The 24138-nt window shown below is 66.2% G+C and carries 25 protein-coding genes; 15 read left to right on the forward strand and 10 right to left on the reverse strand.

Annotated elements, in window-relative coordinates; all coding sequences use genetic code 11:
• The first annotated feature begins 66 nt into the window (after positions 1–66).
• The 6 genes from JCQ34_RS01175 (at position 67) to JCQ34_RS01200 (ending at position 5685) form a co-directional block, all read left to right on the forward strand.
• On the forward strand, positions 67–2187 hold the full coding sequence (locus JCQ34_RS01175; protein WP_286400991.1) for a S9 family peptidase: 2121 nt from the start codon (positions 67–69) through the stop codon (positions 2185–2187).
• Positions 2188–2371: 184 nt separating this feature from the next.
• The gene (locus JCQ34_RS01180; RefSeq protein ID WP_142131588.1) at positions 2372–2881 is read left to right on the forward strand and encodes an amino-acid N-acetyltransferase; all 510 of its coding nucleotides are present in this window, start codon (positions 2372–2374) and stop codon (positions 2879–2881) included.
• Between the two features lie 251 nt (positions 2882–3132).
• On the forward strand, positions 3133–4134 hold the full coding sequence (dhaK, locus tag JCQ34_RS01185) for a dihydroxyacetone kinase subunit DhaK (protein WP_286400993.1): 1002 nt from the start codon (positions 3133–3135) through the stop codon (positions 4132–4134).
• Between the two features lie 2 nt (positions 4135–4136).
• On the forward strand, positions 4137–4769 hold the full coding sequence (dhaL, locus tag JCQ34_RS01190) for a dihydroxyacetone kinase subunit DhaL (RefSeq protein ID WP_142131584.1): 633 nt from the start codon (positions 4137–4139) through the stop codon (positions 4767–4769).
• Complete coding sequence (dhaM, locus tag JCQ34_RS01195; protein ID WP_286400994.1) at positions 4766–5476, forward strand: dihydroxyacetone kinase phosphoryl donor subunit DhaM; 711 nt, start codon at positions 4766–4768, stop codon at positions 5474–5476. The genes dhaL and dhaM overlap by 4 nt, the downstream gene beginning before the upstream one ends.
• 35 nt (positions 5477–5511) lie before the next feature.
• The gene (locus tag JCQ34_RS01200) at positions 5512–5685 is read left to right on the forward strand and encodes a hypothetical protein (protein WP_286400996.1); all 174 of its coding nucleotides are present in this window, start codon (positions 5512–5514) and stop codon (positions 5683–5685) included.
• A 30-nt stretch (positions 5686–5715) separates the two neighbouring features.
• Here JCQ34_RS01200 and JCQ34_RS01205 read toward each other — a convergent pair whose 3' ends face one another.
• The gene (locus tag JCQ34_RS01205; protein ID WP_286400998.1) at positions 5716–6147 is read right to left on the reverse strand and encodes a DUF3592 domain-containing protein; all 432 of its coding nucleotides are present in this window, start codon (positions 6145–6147) and stop codon (positions 5716–5718) included.
• A 58-nt stretch (positions 6148–6205) separates the two neighbouring features.
• Positions 6206–7042 (reverse strand): A/G-specific adenine glycosylase, encoded by an 837-nt coding sequence (locus JCQ34_RS01210; protein ID WP_350310822.1) that lies wholly within the window; start codon positions 7040–7042, stop codon positions 6206–6208.
• Between the two features lie 256 nt (positions 7043–7298).
• Here JCQ34_RS01210 and JCQ34_RS01215 point away from each other — a divergent pair, with 256 nt between their 5' ends.
• On the forward strand, positions 7299–7994 hold the full coding sequence (locus JCQ34_RS01215) for a hypothetical protein (protein ID WP_286400999.1): 696 nt from the start codon (positions 7299–7301) through the stop codon (positions 7992–7994).
• A gap of 147 nt (positions 7995–8141) precedes the next feature.
• Here JCQ34_RS01215 and disA read toward each other — a convergent pair whose 3' ends face one another.
• From disA to JCQ34_RS01230, 3 genes are all read right to left on the reverse strand, one after another.
• Positions 8142–9218, reverse strand: coding sequence for a DNA integrity scanning diadenylate cyclase DisA (gene disA / locus JCQ34_RS01220; RefSeq protein WP_286401000.1), 1077 nt, complete (start codon positions 9216–9218; stop codon positions 8142–8144).
• Between the two features lie 248 nt (positions 9219–9466).
• Positions 9467–9967, reverse strand: a complete 501-nt coding sequence (locus tag JCQ34_RS01225) for a 2'-5' RNA ligase family protein (protein WP_286401001.1) — start codon at positions 9965–9967, stop codon at positions 9467–9469.
• A 17-nt stretch (positions 9968–9984) separates the two neighbouring features.
• A complete protein-coding gene (locus tag JCQ34_RS01230) occupies positions 9985–10233 on the reverse strand; it encodes a hypothetical protein (protein ID WP_286401003.1) in 249 nt (82 codons plus the stop codon).
• A 194-nt stretch (positions 10234–10427) separates the two neighbouring features.
• Between JCQ34_RS01230 and JCQ34_RS01235 the strand changes: the two genes are divergently transcribed.
• On the forward strand, positions 10428–12041 hold the full coding sequence (locus tag JCQ34_RS01235; protein WP_286401005.1) for a peptide chain release factor 3: 1614 nt from the start codon (positions 10428–10430) through the stop codon (positions 12039–12041).
• 1 nt (position 12042) lies between these two features.
• Entirely contained in the window at positions 12043–13287 is a 1245-nt protein-coding gene (locus JCQ34_RS01240; protein WP_286401007.1) for a beta-ketoacyl-[acyl-carrier-protein] synthase family protein, read from the forward strand.
• A gap of 102 nt (positions 13288–13389) precedes the next feature.
• On the opposite strand, the gene JCQ34_RS01245 is transcribed toward JCQ34_RS01240, so the two are convergent.
• Positions 13390–13878, reverse strand: a complete 489-nt coding sequence (locus JCQ34_RS01245) for an NUDIX domain-containing protein (protein ID WP_286401009.1) — start codon at positions 13876–13878, stop codon at positions 13390–13392.
• Between the two features lie 129 nt (positions 13879–14007).
• Between JCQ34_RS01245 and JCQ34_RS01250 the strand changes: the two genes are divergently transcribed.
• Positions 14008–14244: a hypothetical protein gene (locus JCQ34_RS01250; protein ID WP_286401011.1), complete on the forward strand. Its 237-nt coding sequence runs from the start codon at positions 14008–14010 to the stop codon at positions 14242–14244.
• Between the two features lie 44 nt (positions 14245–14288).
• Here JCQ34_RS01250 and JCQ34_RS01255 read toward each other — a convergent pair whose 3' ends face one another.
• The 3 genes from JCQ34_RS01255 to JCQ34_RS01265 all read right to left on the reverse strand — a co-directional run bounded on the left by JCQ34_RS01255 (position 14289) and on the right by JCQ34_RS01265 (position 18648).
• On the reverse strand, positions 14289–15995 hold the full coding sequence (locus JCQ34_RS01255) for a sensor histidine kinase (RefSeq protein WP_286401012.1): 1707 nt from the start codon (positions 15993–15995) through the stop codon (positions 14289–14291).
• 122 nt (positions 15996–16117) lie between these two features.
• Positions 16118–17491 (reverse strand): DNA repair protein RadA, encoded by a 1374-nt coding sequence (radA, locus tag JCQ34_RS01260; RefSeq protein ID WP_286401014.1) that lies wholly within the window; start codon positions 17489–17491, stop codon positions 16118–16120.
• 29 nt (positions 17492–17520) lie between these two features.
• Entirely contained in the window at positions 17521–18648 is a 1128-nt protein-coding gene (locus JCQ34_RS01265) for an FUSC family protein (RefSeq protein ID WP_286401016.1), read from the reverse strand.
• A 248-nt stretch (positions 18649–18896) separates the two neighbouring features.
• Between JCQ34_RS01265 and pstS the strand changes: the two genes are divergently transcribed.
• The 5 genes from pstS to JCQ34_RS01290 all read left to right on the forward strand — a co-directional run bounded on the left by pstS (position 18897) and on the right by JCQ34_RS01290 (position 23545).
• Positions 18897–20018, forward strand: a complete 1122-nt coding sequence (gene pstS / locus JCQ34_RS01270) for a phosphate ABC transporter substrate-binding protein PstS (RefSeq protein ID WP_286401018.1) — start codon at positions 18897–18899, stop codon at positions 20016–20018.
• 103 nt (positions 20019–20121) lie between these two features.
• Positions 20122–21054 (forward strand): phosphate ABC transporter permease subunit PstC, encoded by a 933-nt coding sequence (pstC, locus tag JCQ34_RS01275; protein ID WP_286401020.1) that lies wholly within the window; start codon positions 20122–20124, stop codon positions 21052–21054.
• Positions 21055–22167 carry a phosphate ABC transporter permease PstA gene (pstA, locus tag JCQ34_RS01280; protein ID WP_286401021.1) on the forward strand — a complete coding sequence of 371 codons (1113 nt, stop codon included), beginning with the start codon at positions 21055–21057 and terminating at the stop codon, positions 22165–22167. It begins immediately after the preceding gene.
• A gap of 76 nt (positions 22168–22243) precedes the next feature.
• Complete coding sequence (gene pstB, locus JCQ34_RS01285) at positions 22244–23023, forward strand: phosphate ABC transporter ATP-binding protein PstB (protein ID WP_018763202.1); 780 nt, start codon at positions 22244–22246, stop codon at positions 23021–23023.
• 90 nt (positions 23024–23113) lie between these two features.
• A complete protein-coding gene (locus JCQ34_RS01290; RefSeq protein WP_286401023.1) occupies positions 23114–23545 on the forward strand; it encodes a hypothetical protein in 432 nt (143 codons plus the stop codon).
• A 119-nt stretch (positions 23546–23664) separates the two neighbouring features.
• Here JCQ34_RS01290 and JCQ34_RS01295 read toward each other — a convergent pair whose 3' ends face one another.
• Positions 23665–24072: a hypothetical protein gene (locus tag JCQ34_RS01295; protein WP_286401025.1), complete on the reverse strand. Its 408-nt coding sequence runs from the start codon at positions 24070–24072 to the stop codon at positions 23665–23667.
• Between the last annotated feature and the right edge of the window lie 66 nt (positions 24073–24138).

The raw sequence follows: 24138 nt of genomic DNA on the forward strand, positions 1-24138 counted from the left end.
CCAACGCATCAGCGTGTCGGCTTGAAGGTTTGTGACGAGCAGCACAAAACGTGTTGAATCGGGAGCATGGCTAATCAGAATCCGGCGATCCCGGACGAGCAACCGCTGACCCCTTTCCACGACCTCGACCATTACCTGTCCATCCCCCGGGTAAGCGGCCTGGCCCTGAGCCCGGACGGCTCGCGGCTGGTAACCACGGTGAGCACCTTGAACGGCAAGGGCACCGAATTCGCCAGCGCCCTGTGGGAGCTGGACCCTGCCGGGCAGAAGCACGCCCGGCGCATCACCCGCAGCGCGAAGGGCGAAGCCGGCGCCGCCTTCGCGGCCAACGGGGACGTCTACTTCACATCAGCCCGTCCCGATCCGGACAGCCCGGACGAGGATCCGGTGAGTGCGCTGTGGCTGCTTCCGGCCGACGGCGGTGAAGCGCGCGTGGTCCTTAGCCGGCCGGGCGGCGTCAGCAGGGTGATCACTGCCAAGGGCGCAGATGCTGCGTTTGTGACCGCCGAGGTCCTGGCGGGGTCAGCCGATGAGGAGGACGATGCCGAGCGGCGCAAGTCCCGCAAGGACAGGAAGGTTTCGGCCATCCTCCACAGCGAATATCCGGTCCGGTACTGGGACGCCGACCTGGGGCCGGGCCAGCCGCGGATTTTCGCGGTGGAAGAGGGGGAAACCGAAGGAGCCGGCAAGCCAACAACGGTTGACGCCACCGCACCCTTGGTCCTGCGCAACCTCACCCCCGACGCCGGTCCGCGGCTTCGGGAGGCGGAGACCGTGGTCAGTCCCGACGGGAAGACCATCTACAGCGGCTACACCAGGCCCCTTGCCAAGGCAGACAGCCGGTCCATCCTGGTGGCCGTGGATGTGGCATCCGGCAACCTGAAGGTACTGCTGGACCAGGAAGGCATGAACTACTTCCCGGGCCCGGTCAGCCCCGATGGGCGCACGCTTGTGGTGGTCAGCGAGAGCGATTCAACCCCGCGGCAGGCCCCCGAGATCAAGATGCACCTGCTCGACGTCTCTGGCGAGGCCGCCGGGGACGCCGGGCTCCAGCCTTTGGCGCACGACTGGGACCGCTGGCCCAAGCCGGCCGCGTGGCTTCCGGATGGCTCCGGCCTCCTGGTCACAGCGGACGACGACGGCGCGTCGCCGGTTTTCCGGGTCAGCGTTCCGTCGGCTGCCGCTGAGGTGGGCGTCACCCGGGTGACGCAGGACGCTGCGGCCTACTCCGACGTCGTCATTTCGCCGGAGGGGCGCAGCGCCTATGCCCTGCGCAGCTCGTACGGGTTCCCTGCCGAGGCCGTACGGATCGACCTTGCCACCGGGGAAACCACCCGCCTGCCTGCTCCAGCTGACCGGCCGGCCTTTCCGGGCAGGCTGGAGCGCATCGCCGCAACCGCTGCCGACGGCTCGCGCGTGCCCGCCTACCTCGCCCTCCCGGAAGGTGCTTCCGCTGACCAGCCGGCACCGCTGCTCCTGTGGATCCACGGCGGCCCGCTGGGATCCTGGAACGCGTGGACGTGGCGATGGAACCCCTGGCTCCTGACCGCGAAGGGGTACGCGGTTCTGCTGCCGGATCCGGCGCTGTCCACGGGTTATGGGCAGTCGTACATCCAGCGCGGCTGGGGTGCCTGGGGGAAGGCGCCCTTCACGGACCTCATGGCAGTGACCGATGCCGCCACAGAGCGCCCGGACATCGACCAGACCCGGACCGCGGCTATGGGCGGATCCTTCGGGGGCTACATGGCCAACTGGGTGGCGGGCAACACGGACCGGTTCAAAGCGGTTGTTACCCACGCCAGCCTCTGGGCCCTGGACCAGTTCGGGCCCACCACCGACGCATCGCAGTATTGGCTGAAGGAAATGACCGAGGAGATGGCGCTGGAGAACTCGCCGCACCTCCACGCCGAAAACATCAGCACCCCTATGCTGGTAATCCACGGCGACAAGGACTACCGGGTACCCATCGGCGAAGGCCTTCGGCTCTGGTACGAACTGCTTTCCAAGTCAAAGCTGGCGGCGGGCCAGGACGGCCAGACGCCGCACCGGTTCCTCTACTTCCCGGACGAGAACCACTGGGTCCTCAAGCCACAGCACGCCAAGGTCTGGTACCAGGTGGTGGAGTGGTTCCTGGCAAAGAACGTCCTGGGCCAGGACCTCGACCTGCCGGCGGAACTCGGCCTCTAATTTTTCTCTAACCGGTACAGGGCACCGCCAGGCGCGGCACCTTTAGCGAAGTGAAGGTGCCGGGGCTATTTGTGTAGCTTGCGTCAGAGCGACGAAGGAGCAGCAAGCGGCAAATAGCGCCGGTGCCGGAACGCCCCGCCCCAGTCACCGAGCCGCGAGCCGTCACGCCTCGTAGGATGGCCTTGTGACCGACTCCTTCCACATCCGCCCAGCACGCACCAGCGACGTCCCTGCCATCAAGAGGCTGGTGGCGCCCTTGGCCGAGGAGCGCATCCTGATGGCGAAGGAGACGGTGGCCTATTACGAGAGCCTCCAGGAGTTCCGCATCGCCGAGTCCAGCGACGGCGAAATGATCGGCTGCGGAGCGCTGCATGTCATGTGGGAGGACCTGGCCGAGATCCGCACCCTTGCAGCGTCGGGGGAGTGGCGCGGCAAAGGGGTGGGGCATGTGCTGGTGGAGAGCCTGCTGGAGGAAGCCAAGGCGCTGGGAGTGTCCCGCGTCTTCTGCCTCACCTTTGAGGTGGACTTCTTCAAGCGCCATGGCTTCGAAGTGATGGCAGACCAGTCAGCGGTGGATCCGGAAGTCTATTCGGAGCTCCTGCGCTCCCACGACGAGGGCGTGGCTGAATTCCTGGACCTGGCACGCGTCAAGCCCAACACCCTGGGCAACACCCGGATGATCCGCGCACTGTAACACGGCGCCCGGAGGCAGCATTCGGCAAAGCCCTCTTTGCTTTACTCGAATTGATGGATAAACTGCTGGAGGCCGATATGTGGGGGGCCGCAGGAAAGGGACAGTCATTGGGGGCTGTCCCTTTGCTGCGTCGAAGGCACAAGCCTGTGGGTTAAGTGCGGAAAAGCGGGCTGGACGAACCTACCGCCAGCCGCGATCCCGGTAGTAGGGTCAGACACACATCCTTCAGGAGCACAGCCAGGAGCAACGCCATGAAGAAACTCATCAACGATCCAAAATCCGTTGTCCAGGAAGCTGTCCAGGGCTTTGGCCTGGCACATGCCGCACTGGTCACCGTCAGCGAAGACCCCATCTACATCACGCGCAAGGACGCGCCTGTGGCCGGCAAGGTGGGGCTGGTTTCCGGCGGCGGAAGCGGACACGAGCCGCTGCACGCCGGTTACGTGGGGCAGGGAATGCTCGACGCCGCGGTGCCGGGGGCGGTGTTCACCTCACCTACGCCGGACCAGATCCTTCCCGCCACCCTCGCAGTGAACTCAGGTGCCGGCGTCGTGCACATCGTCAAGAACTACACCGGCGACGTGCTGAACTTCGAGACGGCTGCCGAACTGGCTGAGGCCGAAGGCGTCAGTGTCCGTACCGTCCTGGTCAATGATGACGTGGCGGTGGAAGACTCGCTGTACACCGCAGGCCGACGTGGTGTGGGCGGCACTGTGCTGGTGGAGAAGATTGCGGGGGCCGCGGCCGAACGCGGTGACGACCTCGACGCGGTTGCCGCCATCGGCGAACGGGTAAACGCCAACGTCAGGACCATGGGCGTGGCGCTGTCCGCCTGCACCGTCCCGCACGCCGGCACACCCAGTTTCGACCTCGCCGAGGATGAAATCGAGATCGGCATCGGCATCCATGGTGAGCCGGGCAGGCACCGGATTCCCATGGAAACCGCGGACAACATCACCAACCGCCTGCTGGAGCCCGTCCTGGCCGACCTCAAGATCACCTCCGGGGACAAGGTGCTGCTCTTCGTCAACGGCATGGGCGGCACCCCGCTGAGTGAGCTGTACATCGTGTACCGGCGGGCGGTGCAGGTACTCAGAGATGCCGGCGCCACGGTGGAACGCTCGCTGGTGGGCAACTACATCACGGCCCTGGAGATGCAGGGCTGCTCCATCTCCGTCCTGCGGCTTGATGATGAGATGACGGAACTCTGGGACGCGCCCGTGCACACCCCCGCGCTGCGCTGGGGCCTGTAACCGTGGTTTTGGACGTCAACTGGGCCGTGAAGTGGCTGACGCTGTGTGCGCAGGCCATGGCTGAACACCGCGTTGAACTCATCGAACTGGACCGGGCCATTGGGGACTCGGACCACGGCGAGAACATGGACCGCGGGTTTCAGGCTGTGCTGGCCAAGCTCGGCGAATCAACACCGGAGACGCCCGGCGCTGCGTTGAAGATGACCGCCATGACGCTGATGTCCAAGGTCGGCGGCGCCGCAGGCCCCCTCTACGGCACGGCCTTCCTTCGCGCCGCCACCGCACTTGGAGATTCCGCTGAGGTTGATGCGGCCGCCCTGGCCGGGGCCCTGGCGGCTGCGCGGGACGGGATTGTGGCGCGCGGGAAGGCGGAGTCCGGGGACAAGACCATGGTGGACGCCTGGACTCCAGCTGTCGACGCTGCCCGGGCGGCAGCTGACGGCGGCAGCGCGGATGTCCTGGGCGTCCTGGTGGCGGCCGCCGAGGCAGCGGAGGCCGGGGCCGTGGCAACCGATCCGATGGTCGCGCGGAAAGGCCGGGCCAGCTACCTGGGCGAACGCAGCGCCGGCCACCGGGACCCCGGCGCGGTGTCCAGCGCGCTGATCCTGCGCGCAGCCGTTGGGGCGGCTGCGTGACCGTCAGCATCGTTGTGGTGTCCCATAGCGAAAAAATTGCCGACGGCGCCGTGGAGCTTGCCGCCCAAATGGCGCCGGACGTGATGATCCTGCCTGCCGGCGGCACCGACGACGGCAGGATCGGTACCAGCCTGGAGAAGGTCCTCGCAGCCCTGGAAAAGGCCGGCGAACAGGCAGGAGGGGAGCCTGGCCCGGATGGAACCGTGGTCATCACGGACCTGGGATCGGCAGTGATGACAGCGGAATCGGCGCTCGAATTCCTGGAGAACCCGGCCGGCGTCCTGCTCGCCGACGCGCCGCTGGTAGAAGGTTTGGTAGCCGCCGCCGTCGCTGCCCAGGGTGGAGCTGACGTGCAAGCGGTACGGAAAGCGGCTGAAGCTGCAAGGGGCCCGGCGCATCCGGCTGGATCGGCCGCATCCGGGGCGGTGGAGCCTGTCACCAGCGCCCCGCCCGACAGCACCGGGGACTTCGAACTGGTCAACCAGGCAGGCATGCACGCGCGGCCTGCCGCAAAGGTGGCCGGGGGACTGGCTTCCCTGGATGCCGAGGTCACCATCAACGGCGTGGATGGCGCGTCCATGACCGGGTTGATGACCCTGGGCGCCGGCAAAGGCACCGTGCTGCACGTGGAAGCGTGGGGCCCCGATGCGGAACGTGCCGTGGAGTATGTGGGCGGCCTGGTGGAGGCCGGATTCGGCGAGCCCTGACCACCCCGGCCGTTCCTGCTAATAAGCTCGGTGGCATGGAACGGCCGCTTACAGACAACTCCCAGGAAATCGAAGTGCTGGACGGCCAGATCTCCGTGGAGGAACTGCTCGCTGAACTCGGCTTCAACTGGACGGCAGAACCTGTGGGCGGTGGCCCGGCAGGCGGGACTTCCGAGGGCGAAGAGTACAGCCAGCCCGCGCTGTTCTAGCTGCCTGCTCCTGGTCCGGTCCGGGTACCACTAACCCAGCGGGAAGACGCCGATAAACCAGAACGAAACCACGGCAAAGACTGCGAAAAACGCAATCAGGCAGCCCATTACGGTACGCGGTTCTGAGGAAACCTGGAGCGACTCGTTCGGGTTGACCGGGTTGTAGGCAACCTCGATCAGCGAGCCCGGCGCCGGCTGCTCCACTGTCGAAATTTCTGACTTGCCCATGAAGAGGGTGCCCCGCGGATCGGTGAACTGGTAGGTGGGGTAATAGCGCAGGTTACGGCTGGAGCCGCCTGTTCCACCGATCCATCGGGTGGCGCTGCCGGTGACAGTAGCCTGCGCCTTGGGCCACGCAGCCATCTGCTGGCTCTGGCGCTTGGTCCTGCGTGCCGCGTAGACCAGTGAAAATATGGCGGCCGCAACAAACAGCGCCCACACGATGTACAGAATGGTTTTCATGGTTCCCCCGGTTCCGGTCACCAAGAAGTATGCCATCCCGGCCCCCGCGGCCGGTTGCTCAGGCTGGTAGCCGGAAGCCGCCGTCGTGCATCTCCGCCAGCCCGTCCGCCAGCAGCCCTGCCAGCGCCCGGTCCAATTGCTCGGGGGCGGAGTTGAGCCGGTGCAGGGCGGCCAGGGGCACGCCGATTCCCTCCGGCGCGTAGCCAAGATCGGCGGGTTCGCGGTGGAACATGTCCGGCGGCACGGGTGCGTCCGCCAGCCGCAGCACGGCCAGCACGGCGCCCCGGACCTGGCGGTCGGTGCCGTGCCAGGACTGCCCTTTGGGAACGTACGACGGCGGCGGCTCACCGGCGGCGAGCCAGGCGCAGGAGTCTCTCACGGGACAGTCGGCGCACTTGGGGGCGCGGGCCGTGCACACCAGCGCCCCCAGTTCCATGACTGCGGCGTTCCAGCGCACGGAGGTTTCGTCGTTGTCCGGCAGCAGGGCGGCAGCAAGGCGCATTTCCGCCGCCGTCAGGGCCGGGGCCGGTAGCGCTGTGCCGGTGATGAGCCGGGCGTGCACCCTGCGGATGTTGGTGTCCACCACCGTTTCCCGACGGCCGTAGGCAAAAGCTGCTACGGCCGCGGCGGTGTAGCTGCCCACGCCGGGAAGGGTCAGCAGTTCCGCGTAAGTGTCGGGGACCTTGCCGGCGTGGTCCTGCACGATGGCGGTGGCCGCCGCGTGCAGCCTCAGGGCCCGCCGTGGGTAGCCCAGCCGGCCCCAGGAACGGACAGCTTCGCCTGCCGGTTCACCTGCCAGGCCGGCGGGAGTGGGCCAGCGCTTGAGCCACTCATGCCAGACGGGCAGCACCCGGACCACAGGCGTCTGCTGCAGCATGATCTCGCTGACCAGCACGCCCCAGGGGGAGCAGCCAGGGTCCCGCCACGGCAGGTCGCGGGCAATGCCGGCGAACCAGCCATTGATCCGCCGGTGCAGCAGCTCCAGGTCCGCGGAGGCGACTGATGCGTCCGTAATGGGGGAGGTTTGAGTTTCGATGCCAACACTGTAGTGGATGGATTCCGGCGGGCCGAAAACCGGGTGTGACCAGAGCAATGGGCCGGCGGCGGCGTGGTGGCCGTGCAGAACCGGAGGCGTTCCCTAGCCTAGAAGGATGGGCAGGCAAGGCAATTCATCAGCACGCGGCACGTCGGGTTCCAGCAGCGTCCGGAAACCGAGCGCCGCTGTATACCGCCGCCGCCGGCTGGTCGCTGGCGGTGCCCTGCTGCTGGTGATCGCACTCGTGGTCAGCGGTTTCGCCTTGGCGGGTGCCTTCAAGGGCGGATCGCAGCAGGCCTCCTCCACCCAGCCTTCTCCCACCGACCCTGCCTCCGCGAATCCGGCGGCCTCAGCCACACCCTCCGCTTCCGCCTCGGCAACTGCTTCCGCCACGCCGTCGCCCACTGCCTCCGCAACCCCCACCTGCAACCAGAACCTGGTGACCGTCACTGCCACCACGGACAAACCCGCCTACGGCCCCGGTGAAAACCCGATGCTCACGCTCAAGGTGACCAACGGAGGCAAAGTCCCCTGTGAGGTCAACATAGGCACCTCGCAGATGGAATTCCTGGTGACCAGCGGCTCGGACCGGATCTTTTCTTCCAAGGACTGCCAGGCGTCCAGCGAGGACCTGGTGAAGGTCATTGCGCCCGGCGCCAGCGAAACAGCCAACTTCCCGTGGAACCGGAACCGCAGCACCGATGGCTGCAAAGAGGTGGCCGCTGCTCCCGGCGGTGGCGGGGCGTACTACATCTTCACCGCGAAGCTGGGCTCACGGGCCAGCCCCAAGGCGGTCTTCCAGCTGAACTGACTATTCCGTCCCCATCGATTGCTCCGTAGTTGTCGTTTTGAGGCGTGAAAACGACAACTACGGAGCAATCGATGGGGTTTAGCCGTGGCGCTGGGGGCAGTGCTGCAGGGGCTGAACCGGCGCGGTGCTGGGTTTAGCCCGGGGTGTCTAGAGGAACCGGTCCAGGAGGCTTGCTTCGGCCATCCGGCTCAGGCCCTCGCGTACGGTCCGGGCACGCTGGTCGCCGATGCCATCAACGGTCATGAGATCGTCGATGGTTGCGGCCATCAGGAACTGCAGGCCCCCGAAATGGTCCACCAGGCGGTCCGCAACGGCCTTGGGCACTGCCTTGAGGCCGGACAGCAGGCGGTAACCGCGGGGCTGGACCACTGCATCCAGGTTCGCCTCGCCGCCGGCAAACCCAACTATTGCCGAAATCTTGCCCAGGTCGATCAGCTCGGTGGGGCCCAGGTTGACCAGCTCGGTGACGGCTTTTTCGATATCCTCGGCGGAGGCGTGGGGGCTGGCGTAGTCCCGGATGATGACGTCGCTGCCCGGGCCACGCCCCACGGTGAGTTCGTCCAGCTGGAGGGAGAGGAGGCGGCCGTCCTCGCCCAGTTCCAGGACGTACTGCGAGATTTCCTCTGAAATGCGGCGGACCATTTCCTGCCGCTGGAGGGTGACGGCCACATCCCGCACGGTCACCATGGCTTCGATTTCCAGGGCTGAGAGCGAACTGGTGACCTGGTCCAAGCGGGCGCGGTAGCGCTCCAGGGTGGCAAGGGCCTGGTTGGCGCGGGCCAGGACGTTTTCCGAGCCCTCCAGGACGTGCCGCAGGCCGTTGACGTAGAGGGCGATGATCTGCATGGACTGGCTGACCGATATGACAGGTACGCCCGTCTGCTTGGCCACCCGTTCCGCCGTGCGGTGGCGGGTGCCGGACTCCTGGGTTTCGATGCTGGAGTCCGGGACCAGCTGGACCGCGGCGCGCAGGATGTTGCCCGCGTCCTTGTCGCAGATGATGGCGCCGTCCATCTTGGCCAGCTCGCGCAGACGGGTGGGCGAGAATTCGATGCCGATATCGAACCCGCCCGAGCAGATGGAATCGATAGTGCGGTCAGACCCCAGCACGATGAGCGCGCCGGTGCGTCCGCGCAGGATCCGTTCCAGGCCGTCGCGGAGGGGAGTTCCGGGTGCAACCCTGCCCAGAGTGGCCCTCAGCGATTCTTCGGGGCTCCGCGCCATAGGTATGTCCCTTCAAAGGTGCGGACCGCCGCCCGCAGGAATGCCGGCATCAGTAGTTGGCCGGCAGGATCAGAAAGTGCTCTGATTCCCCGCAAGCTCAATGATAGGGGTAAGAAGCCCAAGTTCCGCACGGGCAAGCCCCAAAGTGCCTCATTAGGGGGTCTCGGAAAGTACCGGGAAAACGCGCTCGACGGCGGGTGCGGGCAGGGCATTTTTCCCCCTTTAAGTCCCGGGTGGAGTGCCGTTGCCTAGACCATCCCTCCCAATGGCGAGATGGCCCTGGTGCTGCTGTCCCAGAGGCGCGCCCCCGTGCCCTGGCCTTCAAGGCGCAGGTCCAGCAGGTCCATGGCTGTTCCGAGTTGGTGGCCCGGAATACGGCGGGAGATGGTGACGTGCGGCGTCCATGCCCCCGGCAGTGTCAGCGGCAACGCACCAGACAGGCCCTGGTGGAGGCACCTGTGCAGGTCCAGCAGGGGAGCGGTCAGCAGGACGGCCCTGGCCAGGACATACTTGCCCGGCCCCGCGGGGAAAACGATGGCGCCGGAGAACGTGACGTTCACGGGCAGCGCCTGCCACGGACCATCCCCATCAGCCCGCAGGTCCGTCCCGGCGGCAAGCGTGATGTGCGGGCTGTTGCTGGGGGAGCTGTGCGCTGCAAGGCTCGGAAGGCCCGCGGCCTGCAGCCGCGCCCAGTCCGCCCTGATCAGGGAATCGGTGGGGCCGTCAAAAAACAACTCGATGCTGCGCATGAACCCATCATGCGGGATCAGCGCTTGAGGTCCCTGAGCATCCGCTCCAGGTCCCTGCTGACTTTTGAAAGGGAGGCGGCCCGAAGCGCCTTGTGTTCTTCCGCTGTCTGGACTCCGCGCTTTCGCGGTGAGCCGGCGGAAAGGCTGGGATCGGGACGCTGTGCCGCGGACGCGTCGAAGCTGTCGACGGCACCGAAGCGGTCGGCAAGGTTGGTGGCCAGCGGGTCGAAGAAGAGGTTGCCGGTGAAGGTGGCGCCATGCATCATGCGCCCAAGCTAACGTCCCGGCATTTCGCGGCTTTGAACGTTCGGTTTCGCCTTCGTTAAGCGGCGCCGCTGCCGTTTGCGGCCCTGCGATAAACTTGTACTTTGGCCGTTTGCCAACGACATTCCCCGCCCATGAGTCGCAGCGCAGTTCCCGACAGGCCCTGGGCAGCCACAACCGCAGCGAAAGTAGCACCGTGTCCCAAGATGTCCTGACCCCCGCCCGGATCTCCGAGATTCACAAGGAGGCGGGCCGCCGCAGGACCTTTGCCGTCATTTCCCACCCCGACGCCGGCAAGTCCACGCTCACCGAAGCGCTGGCCCTGCACGCAAAAGTGATCGGCACCGCGGGCGCCTCCAGCGGCAAGGCCAACCGCAGGGAAACCGTCTCCGACTGGATGCAGATGGAAAAGGACCGCGGCATCTCCATCAGCTCGGCCGCCCTGCAGTTCTCCTACCGTGACACCGTGATCAATCTCCTCGATACCCCCGGCCACGCCGACTTTTCCGAGGACACCTACCGCGTGCTGGCCGCCGTCGACTGCGCCGTGATGCTGGTGGACGCCGCAAAGGGCCTGGAAACCCAGACCATGAAACTCTTCGAGGTCTGCAAGCAGCGCAACCTGCCCATCATCACCGTCATCAACAAATGGGACCGCCCGGGCCTGGACGCCCTGGCGCTCATGGACGAGATCACCGAACGCACCGGCCTGCAGCCCATGCCGCTGACCTGGGCCGTGGGCATTTCCGGCGACTTCCGCGGCGTTTGGGACCTGCGCAACGACCGCTTTGCCCGGTTCCAGCGCAACAACGCAGGCGCGCAGATCGCCATCACCGACTACTTCACCCCGGAGGAAGCCGCGGAAGACCAGGGCAGCAACTGGTCCGACGCCGTGGACGAGGCGGGACTGGTGATCGAGTCCAACCTCGAATTCGACGTAGACGCCTTCCACGCCGGCCAAGCCACCCCCATCCTCTTCAGCTCCGCCGCGCTGAACTTCGGCGTCAAGGAACTGCTGGACGCACTGGTGGACTTTGCGCCGCCGGCATCCCCGCGCCCGGACGTGGACGGCAACCCGCGCCCGGTGGAATCCCCGTTCTCCGGCTTCGTGTTCAAGGTCCAGGCCGGCATGAACAAGGCCCACCGCGACCATGTCGCCTTCATTCGCGTCTGCTCCGGCGTCTTCGAACGCGGCATGGTGGTTACCCAGACCCGTACCGGCAAGTCCTTCGCCACCAAGTACGCGCAGCAGGTGTTCGGCCGCGAACGCGAAGTCATCGACGAGGCCTACCCCGGGGACGTTGTCGGGCTGGTCAACGCGTCCTCGCTGCGCGTCGGTGACAGCCTGTTCCTTGAGGAAGCCGTGGAGTACCCGGCCATCCCGCTGTTCGCCCCTGAGCATTTCCAGGTGGCCCGGTCAAAGGACCCCAGCAAGTTCAAGCAGTTCCGCCGCGGCATCGAGCAGCTCGAACACGAGGGCGTCATCCAGCTGCTCCGCTCCGACCTCCGCGGTGACCAGGCGCCGGTGCTCGCCGCCGTCGGACCCATGCAGTTCGAAGTGGTGGAGGACCGCATGGCGCACGACTTCAGCGCCCCCATGCGCCTGGAACGCCTGCCCTACTCCCTGGCAAGGATTACGACGGCGGACGCCATGCCGGCGCTGGCCAACGTACCGGGCGCGGAGGTGCTTTTGCGGTCCGATGGCGAGTACCTCGCCTTGTTCAACGACGTGTGGGCGCTGCGGCGGATTGAGAAGAACCACCCGGACCTGACGCTTGTGCCCATCGGCACGCATAACCCGGCGAAGTAGGGTGGCCAACCTTCCGGCGGGCCCGGCACAGGCCCGCGCCGTGGTGACCGGAATCGGCACAATTAATCCGCTCGGTGCCACGGTCAAGGAGACCTGGGAGGCCCTGCTCGACGGGCGGTCCGGGATTGCGGTGCTGGAGCAGGACTGGGCGGAGCAGCTGCCGGTCAGGATCGCCGGGCAGGTGACGACGGATCTTGCGGAGCACCTCAGCACCCGAGAAATGAAACGGATGGACCGCTGCGGCCAGCTTGCCCTGATTGCGGCACGGGAAGCATGGGTGCAGGCAGGTGCCCCCGAGGTGGATCCTGAGCGGTTTGCCGTGGTCATCGGCTCCGCGTACGGCGGGCTGGGCTCCACCATCGAACAGGACCGGGTGCTGACGGCGTCCGGCCCGCGGAAAGTCTCGCCACATACCCTCACCCGGTTGATGGCCAATGGGCCGGCGGCCTGGGTCTCCATCGATCTCGGTGCGCGTGGCGGTGCCAGGACGCCTGTCAGCGCCTGCGCCTCCGGGGCTGAGGCGATTGTCCAGGCAGCCGAGCTGATCCGCTCAGGTGCTGCCGACGTCGTAATTGCCGGTGGTGTTGACGCCTCGGTTAACGACCTGGTGATCAGCGGCTTTTCCCAGATCCGTGCCCTGTCCACGCGCGCGGACGAACCGCAGCGGGCGTCCCGTCCCTTCGATGCCGGCCGGGATGGCTTTGTGCTGGCGGAGGGCGCTGCGGTGGTGGTGCTGGAAAGCGAAGAGCATGCCCGGAACCGGGGCGCCGCCATTCTGGGAGCGGTGGCCGGCGGGGCGGTGACGTCCGATGCGAACGACATCGTCGCCGCCGATCCCGCGATGCAGCGCAGGGTCATGCAGAAGGCGCTGGATTGTGCGGGTATGCAGCCGGCGGACATTGGCTTCGTCCATGCACATGCCACCTCCACTCCCGTGGGTGACCGGCTGGAAGGCCAGGCGATCAGCGCAGTCTTCGGCCCCAACGTGCCGGTAACGTCCACGAAGGGTCATACTGGCCATTTGCTGGGTGGAGCGGGTGCGCTGGCCGCCGTCGTGGTCCTTGAAGCCCTCGGCACCGGCCAACTGCCGGGAACCCTGAACGTCGAGGCGCTGGACCCGGAGGTGGACCTCAACGTCATCACCGAAGGAACCTACCAACTGGCCCCGGACCATACACGGGCCGGGCTAGTGAACGCCTTCGGTTTCGGTGGGCACAGCGTGGCCCTGGTGCTAACCGGCGCCTAGTCAAACGCCGGAAACGCCGGAACGGTGCGGGTCCGCCGGAACTGATCGGCGTTTCCGCACCGTGCCGGCGATCCGGATGCAGCAGTGCGCTAAGCGGCTGGTCTAGCGTGCTGCCATGTCTTCAACCAGTGCATCAAGGATGGGCAGCTGGCCCTTGACGAGTTTGAGCCGGGCTTCCTCCTCCGGAAACCAGCGGGCGTCGTCAATTTCCGGGTAGTGCTGGATCCTGCCGGACCCCTTGGGCCACTCAAGCGGAAAGGTGTTGCTGCTGATGACCTCCGGGTCGAAAGCGGCTTCCGCGGTGTAAACGGTGATGATCTTTCCGGAGGATTGCCGGAATTCGCCAAGCAGCCTGTACTCGACTCCGGGGGCTTCAGTGCCCATCTCCTCGGCGAACTCGCGCCGGGCGGCGGTCAGCGGGTCCTCGCCGTCGGCGTACTCGCCCTTGGGAATGGACCAGGCGTGGGCGTCCTTGCGTGCCCAGAAGGGGCCGCCCATGTGGGCGATCCATACCTGCAACCCATCGTGGGCGCCGGCGGGTGCGGGCAGGTCCTGCCGATACAGCAGTATGCCGGCGCTTCGAATGGGCATTGATCCTCCAACCAGGGCACTTCCCGGCGGAAGTGCAATTGCCGTCCGCCGTTAACGTGCAGTTCACGGCGCTGCTCTAGGTTATTCCTTCAGGCACTTCGCTAGGCACCTCGCTCGAAGGGACCACTCATGGCCAACATCGCTGAAGTTTTGGGACGGCTGACGCCGGAAGAAGTGGATGAGCTGCGCAGCCTTGGCCCGCAGGGTCACCTGCCGCGGCACCTTGTGGAGGCCCTGGACCGGGCGGCCGGAGGAGCGGGCTCCGGCCGGGGGTACTACGTGGCAAACGGCAATGTGAGCGCCACCGGCGGCCCGCTGCTGGTGCTGCGCAGCGATGTCTCCCGCTGGCTGAGCGCCGGTTCCTGACCGCTGGCTCCAAACTGGGCGTCGGCCGGGTCAGCCCGAACCGTTCAGGATGGGGGCAGGATGAAGGTAACGCTGGTGCCCACGCCGGGTTCACTGTCCAGGCTGATCGACCCTCCGTGGCCCTCAACAATCGTTTTGCTGACAATCAGCCCAAGGCCCGCACCGGGGATGGCTGTTTCACGCGAGCGGGCCGAACGGAAGAACTTGGTGAACGCCTGCTCCTGCTCCTCCTCCGTCATCCCCAGACCGGTATCCGTAATGGTGCAGACCAGGCCCTGCCCGTTGCGATAAGCCCGGACGGTGACCAGGCCGCCGTCGGGGGAGTATTTGATGGCGTTCGAGAGCAGGCTCTGGATCACCTGGCTGATCCGCTTCGGGTCCATCATGCCAGGCAGCGGCTGCCCCGCATCGAGCGCCAGCTGCAGCCCGTTGCTGGCGGCTGCGGGTAAGGCAGCGTTAATCTCGACGGCGAGCAGCCGGGCCAGATCCGTCTCCTCCAAGGACAGATCCACCCGCTCCGACGCCACGGCGATCAGGTCGTTGACCAGGCTCAGAAGGTGCTCTGCGTTCCGGCGGACCACCAGGAGCTCTTCCTGGATCTCCTCGTGCCCGGGTTCGTCCAGGACCAGTTCCAGGTAGCCGAGGATTGAGGTGAGCGGGGTCCGGAGTTCGTGCGAGACGGTGGCAACAAAATTGTCTTTTGCCGCCAGCGCGCTAATCAGGCTGGTGACGTCCACGAACGTGATGACGGCACCGCCCTCCTGCCCGCCGGCAGGAGGGAAGGACTGTGAACTTACGGAGTAGGCGCGCTGCCGGCCGGCAGGACCTGCCCAGTACAACTCGTCCGTGAAAGCTTCCCCTGCGGCGGCGCGGGCCGCGGGAAGCCGGCCGGCTGTGACAGGGGTGGAGCGGTCTGCCGCCATGAGCAGCCCCGGCCCACCGGCGGGGCTGCTTCCACCCTGGGACCCGATGACGCTTGCGAGGACGGGGTCAGCCCGCATGGCCCTGTTGGTCAGCACGGTGTTGCCCCGCCGGTCCACCACCCAAACGCCGACCCCGACGGCTTTGAGGACGGCGTCGAGCAGGTTTTGCCGGCGGACGCTTTCGCCCAGGGTCCGTGCCATCTCATGTTCGTTTTCAACCAGGGTGATGCGCTGGCGGCGGATGGTGGTTGCAACCACATGCGCCGTGACCGCAATGACGGACATGACCAGGGGGAGGATCAGGGTGCGGATCATCGAGCCGCCCGCAGGCGGAGCGCCTTGCAGCGCCGCGGGGGCAACGATGCTGAGGACGGTCCCCCCAATGGCGAGGGCAGGCATATAGGGCCGGACCTGAGCGGAGAGCCAGATGACGGGGAACACCAGCATTACGCTCAGCACGCTGAACGTGGGGCCGCCCGCCTGGCGGGTAAGCCCGATGGCAATGCAATCCATGAGCGGGATGACGGCAAACGCCGTAGCCGGGACACGGCCCCATGGCATGGTTACGCAGAACGCGGCAATTGCCAGGTGGAAAACCAGAGCCGCCACGAACAGGCTGTTGCTGAACGTTTCCGGGCTGAAAACAGCCGTGGCAACAATCACAAGGGCCATGGCCAACGTGACCGGAGACTGGGCAGCCACCACCCGCATGCGCGCGCTGAGCCCTCCGAACAGCCCGTCGAGCCGGTTCGACACGACCGGCTGCACCGTCGTTTTGCGTGCGAGGCCCGCGTCCCCGGCGGTGCCCTGCTGTTCCTGGATTACCAAGCTTCCCCCAGCACAGACGTGTAAGCCTCCATCTGCAAGAAGGCTCCCACTCACAGTACCCTGAGCTGGAGCGCCATCTGCCTAAGCGCAGAGGCCAGCGGCTGACCGAGAAGCCGGGGCTGCTAGCCAATCAAAAGGCTGAGTGCCTCCGTAAGGTGTTCCACTTCACGTACGGAGAACCCCGGCGGCACCGGGCCGGGGCCGGTGTGGCTGGCTGGAACCACTGCGTGGGTGAATCCCAGCCGGTGGGCCTCCTGGATGCGCTGGTTAATGCCCGGCACCGGACGGACCTCGCCTGCCAGCCCCACTTCGCCGAAGGCGATAAGCCGGATGGGCAGCGGCTTGCGGGCCTTGGCCGAAGCCACGGCAAGAGCAACTGCAAGGTCCGTTGCGGGCTCGCTGAGTTTCACCCCGCCAACGGTGGCAACGTATGAATCGTCCTTGTGCAGCAGCGTTCCTGCCCGTTGCTGCAGCACGGCCAGGAGCATGGACACCCGTGAACTGTCCAGGCCGCTGGTGGCCCGCCGGGGCTGCGAATTAGGGCTTTCGGCCAGCAGCGACTGCACCTCCGCCAGCAGGGGACGCCGCCCCTCCATGGTGACGGTGATACAGGTCCCCGAAACCGGGTCCTTGGTGCGGCTGACGAACAGGCCGCTGGGATCGGCCAGGCCCTCAATGCCGTTCTCGTTCAGGTCGAAGCAGCCTACGTCGTCGGTGGGCCCGTACCGGTTCTTAACCGCCCGGAGCAGCCGCAGCCTCGAATGCCGCTCGCCCTCGAACTGGCACACCACGTCCACCAGGTGTTCCAGCAGCCGCGGCCCCGCGATGGACCCGTCCTTGGTGACGTGCCCCACCAGCAGGGTGGTCATGTTCCGCCGCTTGGCCGCGGCGATGATGGAAGCCGCCACTTCCCGCACCTGGGACACGCCCCCGGCACTGCCATCCACGTCCGCGCTGCTCAGGGTCTGTACCGAGTCCACGATCAGCAGCCGCGGCTCGATCTTCTCCACCTGCCCCAGCGCCTGGCCAAGATCGGTCTCTGCGGACAGGTACAGGGATTCGGCCACGGCATCGATCCGCTCCGCGCGCAGCTTCACCTGGGCGGCCGATTCTTCACCGGTCACGTAGAGGACGTCCTGGGCAGTCCGCGCGAACTTGGCCGCGACGTCGAGCAGGAGCGTGGATTTGCCCACCCCCGGTTCACCGGCCAGCAGGATGACGGCACCCGGAACCAGCCCGCCGCCCAGCACCCGGTCCAGTTCGTCCACACCGGTGGGAAGGAACGCCGCCGTGGTGGCGTCCACGTCAGCAATCTTCCGTGCCGGTTCCGCGACCGTTGTGGCCGCCGTCGTCCGGGCCACCGCGGTGCCTGTTTCCTCAACGGTGCCCCAGGCCTGGCACTCGCCGCAGCGGCCCACCCACTTGACCGTGGTCCAGCCGCATTCGGCGCATTTGTACGCGGGCGCTTTGGATGCCCGGGAAGTCTTTGTTGCCATGTGTTAAACCCTAGTGGCGGGCACTGACACTACAGTGCGGGCAGCACGTCCCTGGCCTCGTCAGCGTCCATTCCGGTGGCCTCCAGCAGGTCCACCATCAGCGGCCGGAACAGCATGACCACCGTTTCACCCTCAAGCCGCTGCACCTCCAGTAGCTTGGGATGGAGGCGGAGTGCGATTTCGCTCAGGTCCCGCCGGGCGGTGCGCAGGTGGGCGCGGCGGACGCCGTCGTGCGACTCCGCCAGGCCCAGCGACAGCTCATCAATCGCGGCAGCGGTCTCCTGCAGCACCCCGGCGATGCTGTCCGTCGCCTCATCAGAGAGGGCCGCATTGTTGATGGCACTGGTCAGCCGGCGCGCAAAAACCCGGCTGTTCCGCAGCGCCAGGTCGATGAAATCCAAGGACTGTTTGAGCCGGTCCAGCTCATCCCGGTGCCGACGGTAGGCGGGCGCCAGGGTGGCAACCTCCCCCGAGGCGCGGAGCGACTGGCGCATTGCATCGACCAACGGCTGGCAGTTGCGGCCCCGGATGAGGGCATGCCACGCCTGGCTGGAATCACTGTTGACCATGGCATCGGCGCATTCCCGGAGCACCTCCGCCAGCTCATGGAGCAGCTTCTGGACGTCCCTGCGCGGCTCCCGGCGTGGATCCTTGGGCATCAGGATGGTCACCAGCAGCGCGCAAACTCCACCTACCACGGCGTCGATGCTCCGGGTGAACGGGCCGCCCGCCGGCGCCGGCAGCAACACCACAAGCACCGACTGCAGGGCCAGTTGGGTGGTAAAGATGACGCCGCTGTCCAGGAAGCGGGCCAGCAGGATTGAGAAAAGAAGGACGACGGCGGCCTGCCAGATTCCGCTGCCCAGCCAGTGCAGGAGAAGATCACCCACGGCAATCCCGATGGTGCAGCCAAGGCCCACCTCCACTACCCGCCGCAGCCGCGGCTCGCGGGAAAAACCAAGGGCAATCAGGGACGACGTGGCCGCGAAAAGCGGTCCCGTGTGCCCCAGAACGTACTCGGCGAAGGCGTAGGCCGCCACTGCGCAGACGGTCATCTGGAGTGCCGGAACAAGGGAATTCCGGCTGCGGATCAGCCCGGTGCGGATGCGGCCGTGCAGGAACCGTTTGCCTGCTGAAAGTCCTGCTGCTGGAGCCATGCCGTTCAGTCTATTTGCTGCACGGTGCTTCACTTCGTGCCGCCACTACGGCCGGACATGTGATCCGCGCAATGGTGACCCGGCATTTGTCAGCCAACATCCCGCCGTCGTTAATCCTCCGTTCACTTTGGACAGCCCATCCCGTTACCTGCGGCCCATAACTTTCTTGAAGGTACACAACGTACGCATCGCGCAGCAGGGTTCTCCGTCCCTGTCCCGCACCTGAATAACCCTGGAAGGGGTATCTAGTGAAGGCACTCCGCTTCGGCCGCCACGCGGCTATCGCTGTTATCGCAGCCGGCGCACTCGCGCTCAGCGCCTGCGGTTCAGACAACGCCACTGGCACCGCTCCCGCCGGCAGCCAGTCCGCCGGCGGCACCAAGGTCACCGGCACCCTGACCGGCATCGGCTCTTCCGCCCAGGGCGCTGCCATGGACGCCTGGAAGACCAACTTCGCTTCCGCCAACTCCGGCGCCAGCGTGCAGTACTCCCCGGACGGTTCCGGCGCAGGCCGCAAGGCCATCCTGGACGGCTCGGCACAGTTCGCCGGCTCCGACGCCTACCTGAAGGATGACGAATACGCGTCCTCCAAGTCCGTTTGCGGCCCCGACGGCGCCATCAACGTCCCGGTCTACATCTCCCCGATCGCCGTGGCCTTCAACGTTCCCGGCGTCACGGACCTGAAGCTGGATGCCGCCACCGTGGCCAAGATCTTCCGCGGCCAGATCGCCAAGTGGAATGATCCCGCGATTACCGCCCTGAACGCCGGCGTTTCGCTGCCCGACCTGAAGGTCACCCCGGTGAACCGCTCCGACGACTCGGGCACCACCCAGAACTTCACGGACTACCTGTCTGCTGCCGCTCCTGACGTCTGGACCGACAAGGCCGCCGGTGTCTGGCCCGCCAGCCTCCAGGGCGAGAACGCCAAGGGCACTTCCGGCGTGGTCAAGACCGTCTCCGACACCCCCGGTGCCGTGACCTACGCTGACGACTCCGCAGTGAGCGGCAAGCTCGGCGTGGCCCAGATCAAGGTGGGCGACTCCTTCACCAAGATCTCCGCCGAGGCTGCTGCCAAGGCCGTTGACGCCGGCAAGCCGGTTGAAGGCCGCGCCGCCAACGACCTCTCCATCAAGCTGGACCGTAAGACCACCATCGCCGGCGCTTACCCGATCGTCCTGGTGTCCTTCCACGTCCTGTGCACCACCTACGACAAGCAGGAGACCGTTGACCTGGTCAAGGCCTTCGAGCACTACGTAGTTTCCGAAGAGGGCCAGAAGGCCGCAGCCGAGTCGGCCAAGTCCGCCCCGCTGTCCTCCGACCTCGCAGCAAAGGCCGGCAAGGCCATCGACTCGATCAAGGTCAAGTCCTAGCCAACGCTGCAAAACCGGGTTCCCCGCCTGCCGGACGGCAGTGCGGGGAACTTGGCTTTGCACCCAGCTTCCTTAATCCAGCAACGAATCGAAGGGCCGTCGAATGACCGCCACCTCCCTGACCAGTACCCAGGGCGCCGGGCGCGCCGGGGACAAAGTCTTCTCCGGTGCCACGCTCGCCGCCGGGTGCCTGATCCTCGCCGTCCTCTTCGGCGTCGCACTCTTCCTGGTAGTCCAGGCAATTCCCGCGCTGACCGCTCCCGCGGACAAGATCCAGGGCGGCCAGGGCTTCTTCGCCTACATCTGGCCCATCGTGATCGGCACGCTCATCGCCGCCGCCATCGCGCTGGTGATCGCCACCCCCATCGCCATCGGCGTGGCGCTGTTCATCTCCCACTTCGCACCCCGGGGCCTGGCCTCCGGGCTTGGCTATGTGGTGGACCTGCTGGCCGCCATACCCTCCGTGGTCTACGGTGCCTGGGGTGCGGCCTTCCTTGCCAAGGAAATTTCGCCGGCGTATGGCTGGCTCGCAGCCAACATGGGCTGGCTGCCCATTTTCCAGGGCCCGGCCTCCACCACCGGCAAGACCATCCTCACGGCCGGCATTGTCCTGGCCGTCATGGTCCTGCCGATCATTACCTCGCTGTCGCGCGAGATCTTCCTGCAGACCCCCAAGCTGCATGAGGAAGCGGCGCTGGCGCTGGGCGCCACCCGCTGGGAAATGATCAAGATGGCAGTGCTGCCCTTCGCCCGCCCCGGGATCATCAGCGCGGTCATGCTGGGCCTGGGCCGCGCGCTGGGCGAGACCATGGCCGTCGCCCTGGTGCTCTCCTCCGGTGCGCTGACCGCCAGCCTGATCCAGTCCGGAAACCAGACCATCGCCGCCGAGATCGCCCTGAACTTCCCCGAAGCCAGCGGCATCAAGGTCAGCACCCTGATCGCCGCCGGCCTGGTGCTGTTTATCATCACCCTGGCCGTGAACATGATCGCCCGCTGGGTCATCACCCGGCACAAAGAATTCTCGGGAGCCAACTAAATGACCTCCACGCTTACCCCCGTCCGCAGCAAGCGGTCGGCACTCACCAAGGGCCAGCTGCCCAAGTACGCGCCGTACGCCGTGCTCGGTGCGGCCCTGATCGCCGGCGCTGCCATCATGGCCCTGATCGGCTTCAACCCGTTTGGCTGGGGCGTGGTTTCCGCGATCCTGTTCGCGATCGGCCTGGTGTCCTGGAGCGCGGCTGTGGAAGGCTCCCGCAAGGCAAAGGACAAGCTGGCCACCTGCCTGGTGGTGGGTTCGTTCCTGGTGGCGCTGCTGCCGCTGGTTTCGGTCATCTGGACCGTGCTGGTCAACGGCATCCCAGGGCTCCTCGATCCCGGATTCCTCACCACCTCCATGAACGGTGTGACGGGTGCTTTCGACAACAAGTCCGTGGAGAGCGGCGCCCCCGTGATGGGCGGCATTTACCACGCCATCCTGGGCACCGTGCAGATCACGCTGCTGGCCACGTTGATCTCTGTCCCCGTGGGGCTGCTCACCGCCATCTATCTGGTGGAGTACGGCCAGAACGGACGGCTGGCCAGGGCCATCACGTTCTTCGTGGATGTCATGACCGGTATCCCTTCCATCGTGGCCGGCCTGTTCGCCGCCGCATTCTTCTTCGCGGTGGTGGGCCCCGGGACCAAGACCGGTGCGGTGGCCGCCGTCGCGCTTTCCGTGCTGATGATCCCCGTGGTGGTCCGTTCCAGCGAGGAAATGCTTAAGATCGTCCCGAATGAACTCCGTGAGGCCGCCTACGCGCTGGGCGTGCGCAAGTGGCGGACCATCCTCAAGGTGGTGATTCCGACGGCGATCTCCGGCATCGCGTCCGGCGTTACCCTGGCGATCGCCCGGGTCATCGGTGAGACGGCGCCCATCCTGGTCACCGCCGGCTTTGCCACCAGCATCAACTCCAACGTGTTCGGCGGCTGGATGGCCTCGCTGCCCACGTTTATCTACACCCAGATCCTCAACCCGACTTCGCCGTCCAACCCGGACCCGTCCTCGCAGCGGGCCTGGGGTGCGGCCCTGGTCCTGATCATCCTGGTGATGGTCCTGAACCTGGTGGCGCGCCTGATCGCCAGGATCTTCGCCCCCAAAACCGGCCGGTAAGCAGACCTGCCGCATCTTCCGCCGTACCGCGGCGGATCCTAGACTTCAATCCATACCCAGTAAGTGAAGGAACACCATGTCTAAGCGCATCGACGTCAAGGACCTGAACGTGTACTACGGCGACTTCCTCGCCGTTGAGGACGTCAGCATCAACATCGAGGCCAAGTCCGTCACCGCGTTCATCGGCCCGTCCGGCTGCGGAAAGTCCACCTTCCTCCGCACCCTGAACCGCATGCACGAGGTCATCCCCGGCGCACGCGTCGAGGGCGAGGTCCTGCTGGACGGCGACAACCTGTACGGCCCCGGCGTGGACCCTGTCACCGTGCGCTCGCAGATCGGCATGGTCTTCCAGCGCCCTAACCCGTTCCCCACGATGTCCATCCGGGACAACGTGCTGGCCGGCGTGAAGCTGAACAACAAGAAGATCTCCAAGGGCGAGGCTGATGTCCTGGTGGAACGCTCACTCAAGGGCGCCAACCTCTGGAACGAGGTCAAGGACCGGCTGGAAAAGCCCGGCTCCGGCCTCTCGGGCGGCCAGCAGCAGCGCCTCTGCATTGCCCGCGCCATTGCTGTGGAGCCGCAGGTGATCCTCATGGACGAGCCCTGCTCTGCCCTGGACCCCATCTCCACCCTGGCCATCGAGGACCTCATCAATGAGCTCAAGGACCAGTACACGGTGGTGATCGTTACCCACAACATGCAGCAGGCCGCGCGCGTCTCTGACAAGACCGCATTCTTCAACATCGCGGGCACGGGCAAGCCGGGCAAGCTGATCGAGTACGGCGACACCCACACCATCTTCAGCAACCCCGTCCAGAAGGCCACCGAAGACTACGTGTCCGGACGCTTCGGGTAAACCCGCTCCTGTTGGCGCTCTACCAATTCGTTTAGTACGCTGAACTAGATACTTTTGAAACTAGTAGTAAGCAAGCTTAGGAGTTTTGCCATGACGCAGACGGCCAGCAGCCCATTAGGCCCCCAGCTTACTGTTTCCGTACCTGCGGTGGGCGCACCTGGGCAGGATGACGTGGTGCCGGTGCAGGGTTTCGCCGAGGCCGCCGGCCTGGCGGGGCCCCTTGTGGCGGGTCCGCTCGCCGGAGGCCCACTGGCCCCGGAACTTGATCCGGGCCTCGGTCTCGCCGCGGCGGCCGGCATCGAGGAAGAAGTCGATGTGCTGTCCGTGGTCTGGCGGGCCAGTTCCCACGTGGAAAGCATGCAATGGGAACTGGATAACGCCCAGGAAGCCCTGCGGCAAGCAGTCCGCGCAGCTTCCACAGCTGGAATTGCGCAGGATGAGCTGTGCTCAGCCGCGAACCTAACGCAGGACGAACTCACCACCGTGCTGATGGCCGCAGCTCCCGTAACCCTGGATCTCTAACAAACCCCGTGGTTCGCCGTGCGCATTGACGGCTGGCCTCGATGCGCAGGGACTGCCGCGGCGCACTGAGCCGCACCGTCACTGCGCAGCCCGGTACAGGGGAGCCCCTGCGGATACGCTCATTCCGGAACTTCCAGCTGGAACCCGCAGTGGCAGCGCAGCACCCGGGTAGGCAGGGACACGGCGTTGAGGCTGCGGCCGGTCCTGCTGCTGCGGTAGCAGAGCCGCTCAACTTCGAACTCGGCCTCCTCCATGGGAAAACCGCAGTGGATGTAGTCGTCCCCGAAGATGATGACCTTGGCCATCCACCGGACCTGGTTCAGCGCAGCCGCGACGTCGGTGGCGTAGGCCGTGTGTTCCTGGAACAGGTTGCAGTCGTTGCAGGTGTAGGAGACCGTCACCAGGTCCCCGCCCGCGGCGCCGATGGCCGTGATGGCGTGGATGGTCAGCTGGTGCTCGGTTCCACAGGCCTCGCACTGCGGCTGCCGGGGCTGTGGCAGGGGGCGCCGGGAATACTGGAAAGACATGACGCGTGCTCATTTCCGCGTGGTGCATCCAAGCCGCCGTGTGGCTGCAGCGGCGCTCATCCGCAG

Origin of the sequence: Pseudarthrobacter defluvii, assembly GCF_030323865.1 — a bacterium.
In the GTDB taxonomy this organism is placed as follows: domain Bacteria; phylum Actinomycetota; class Actinomycetes; order Actinomycetales; family Micrococcaceae; genus Arthrobacter; species Arthrobacter sedimenti.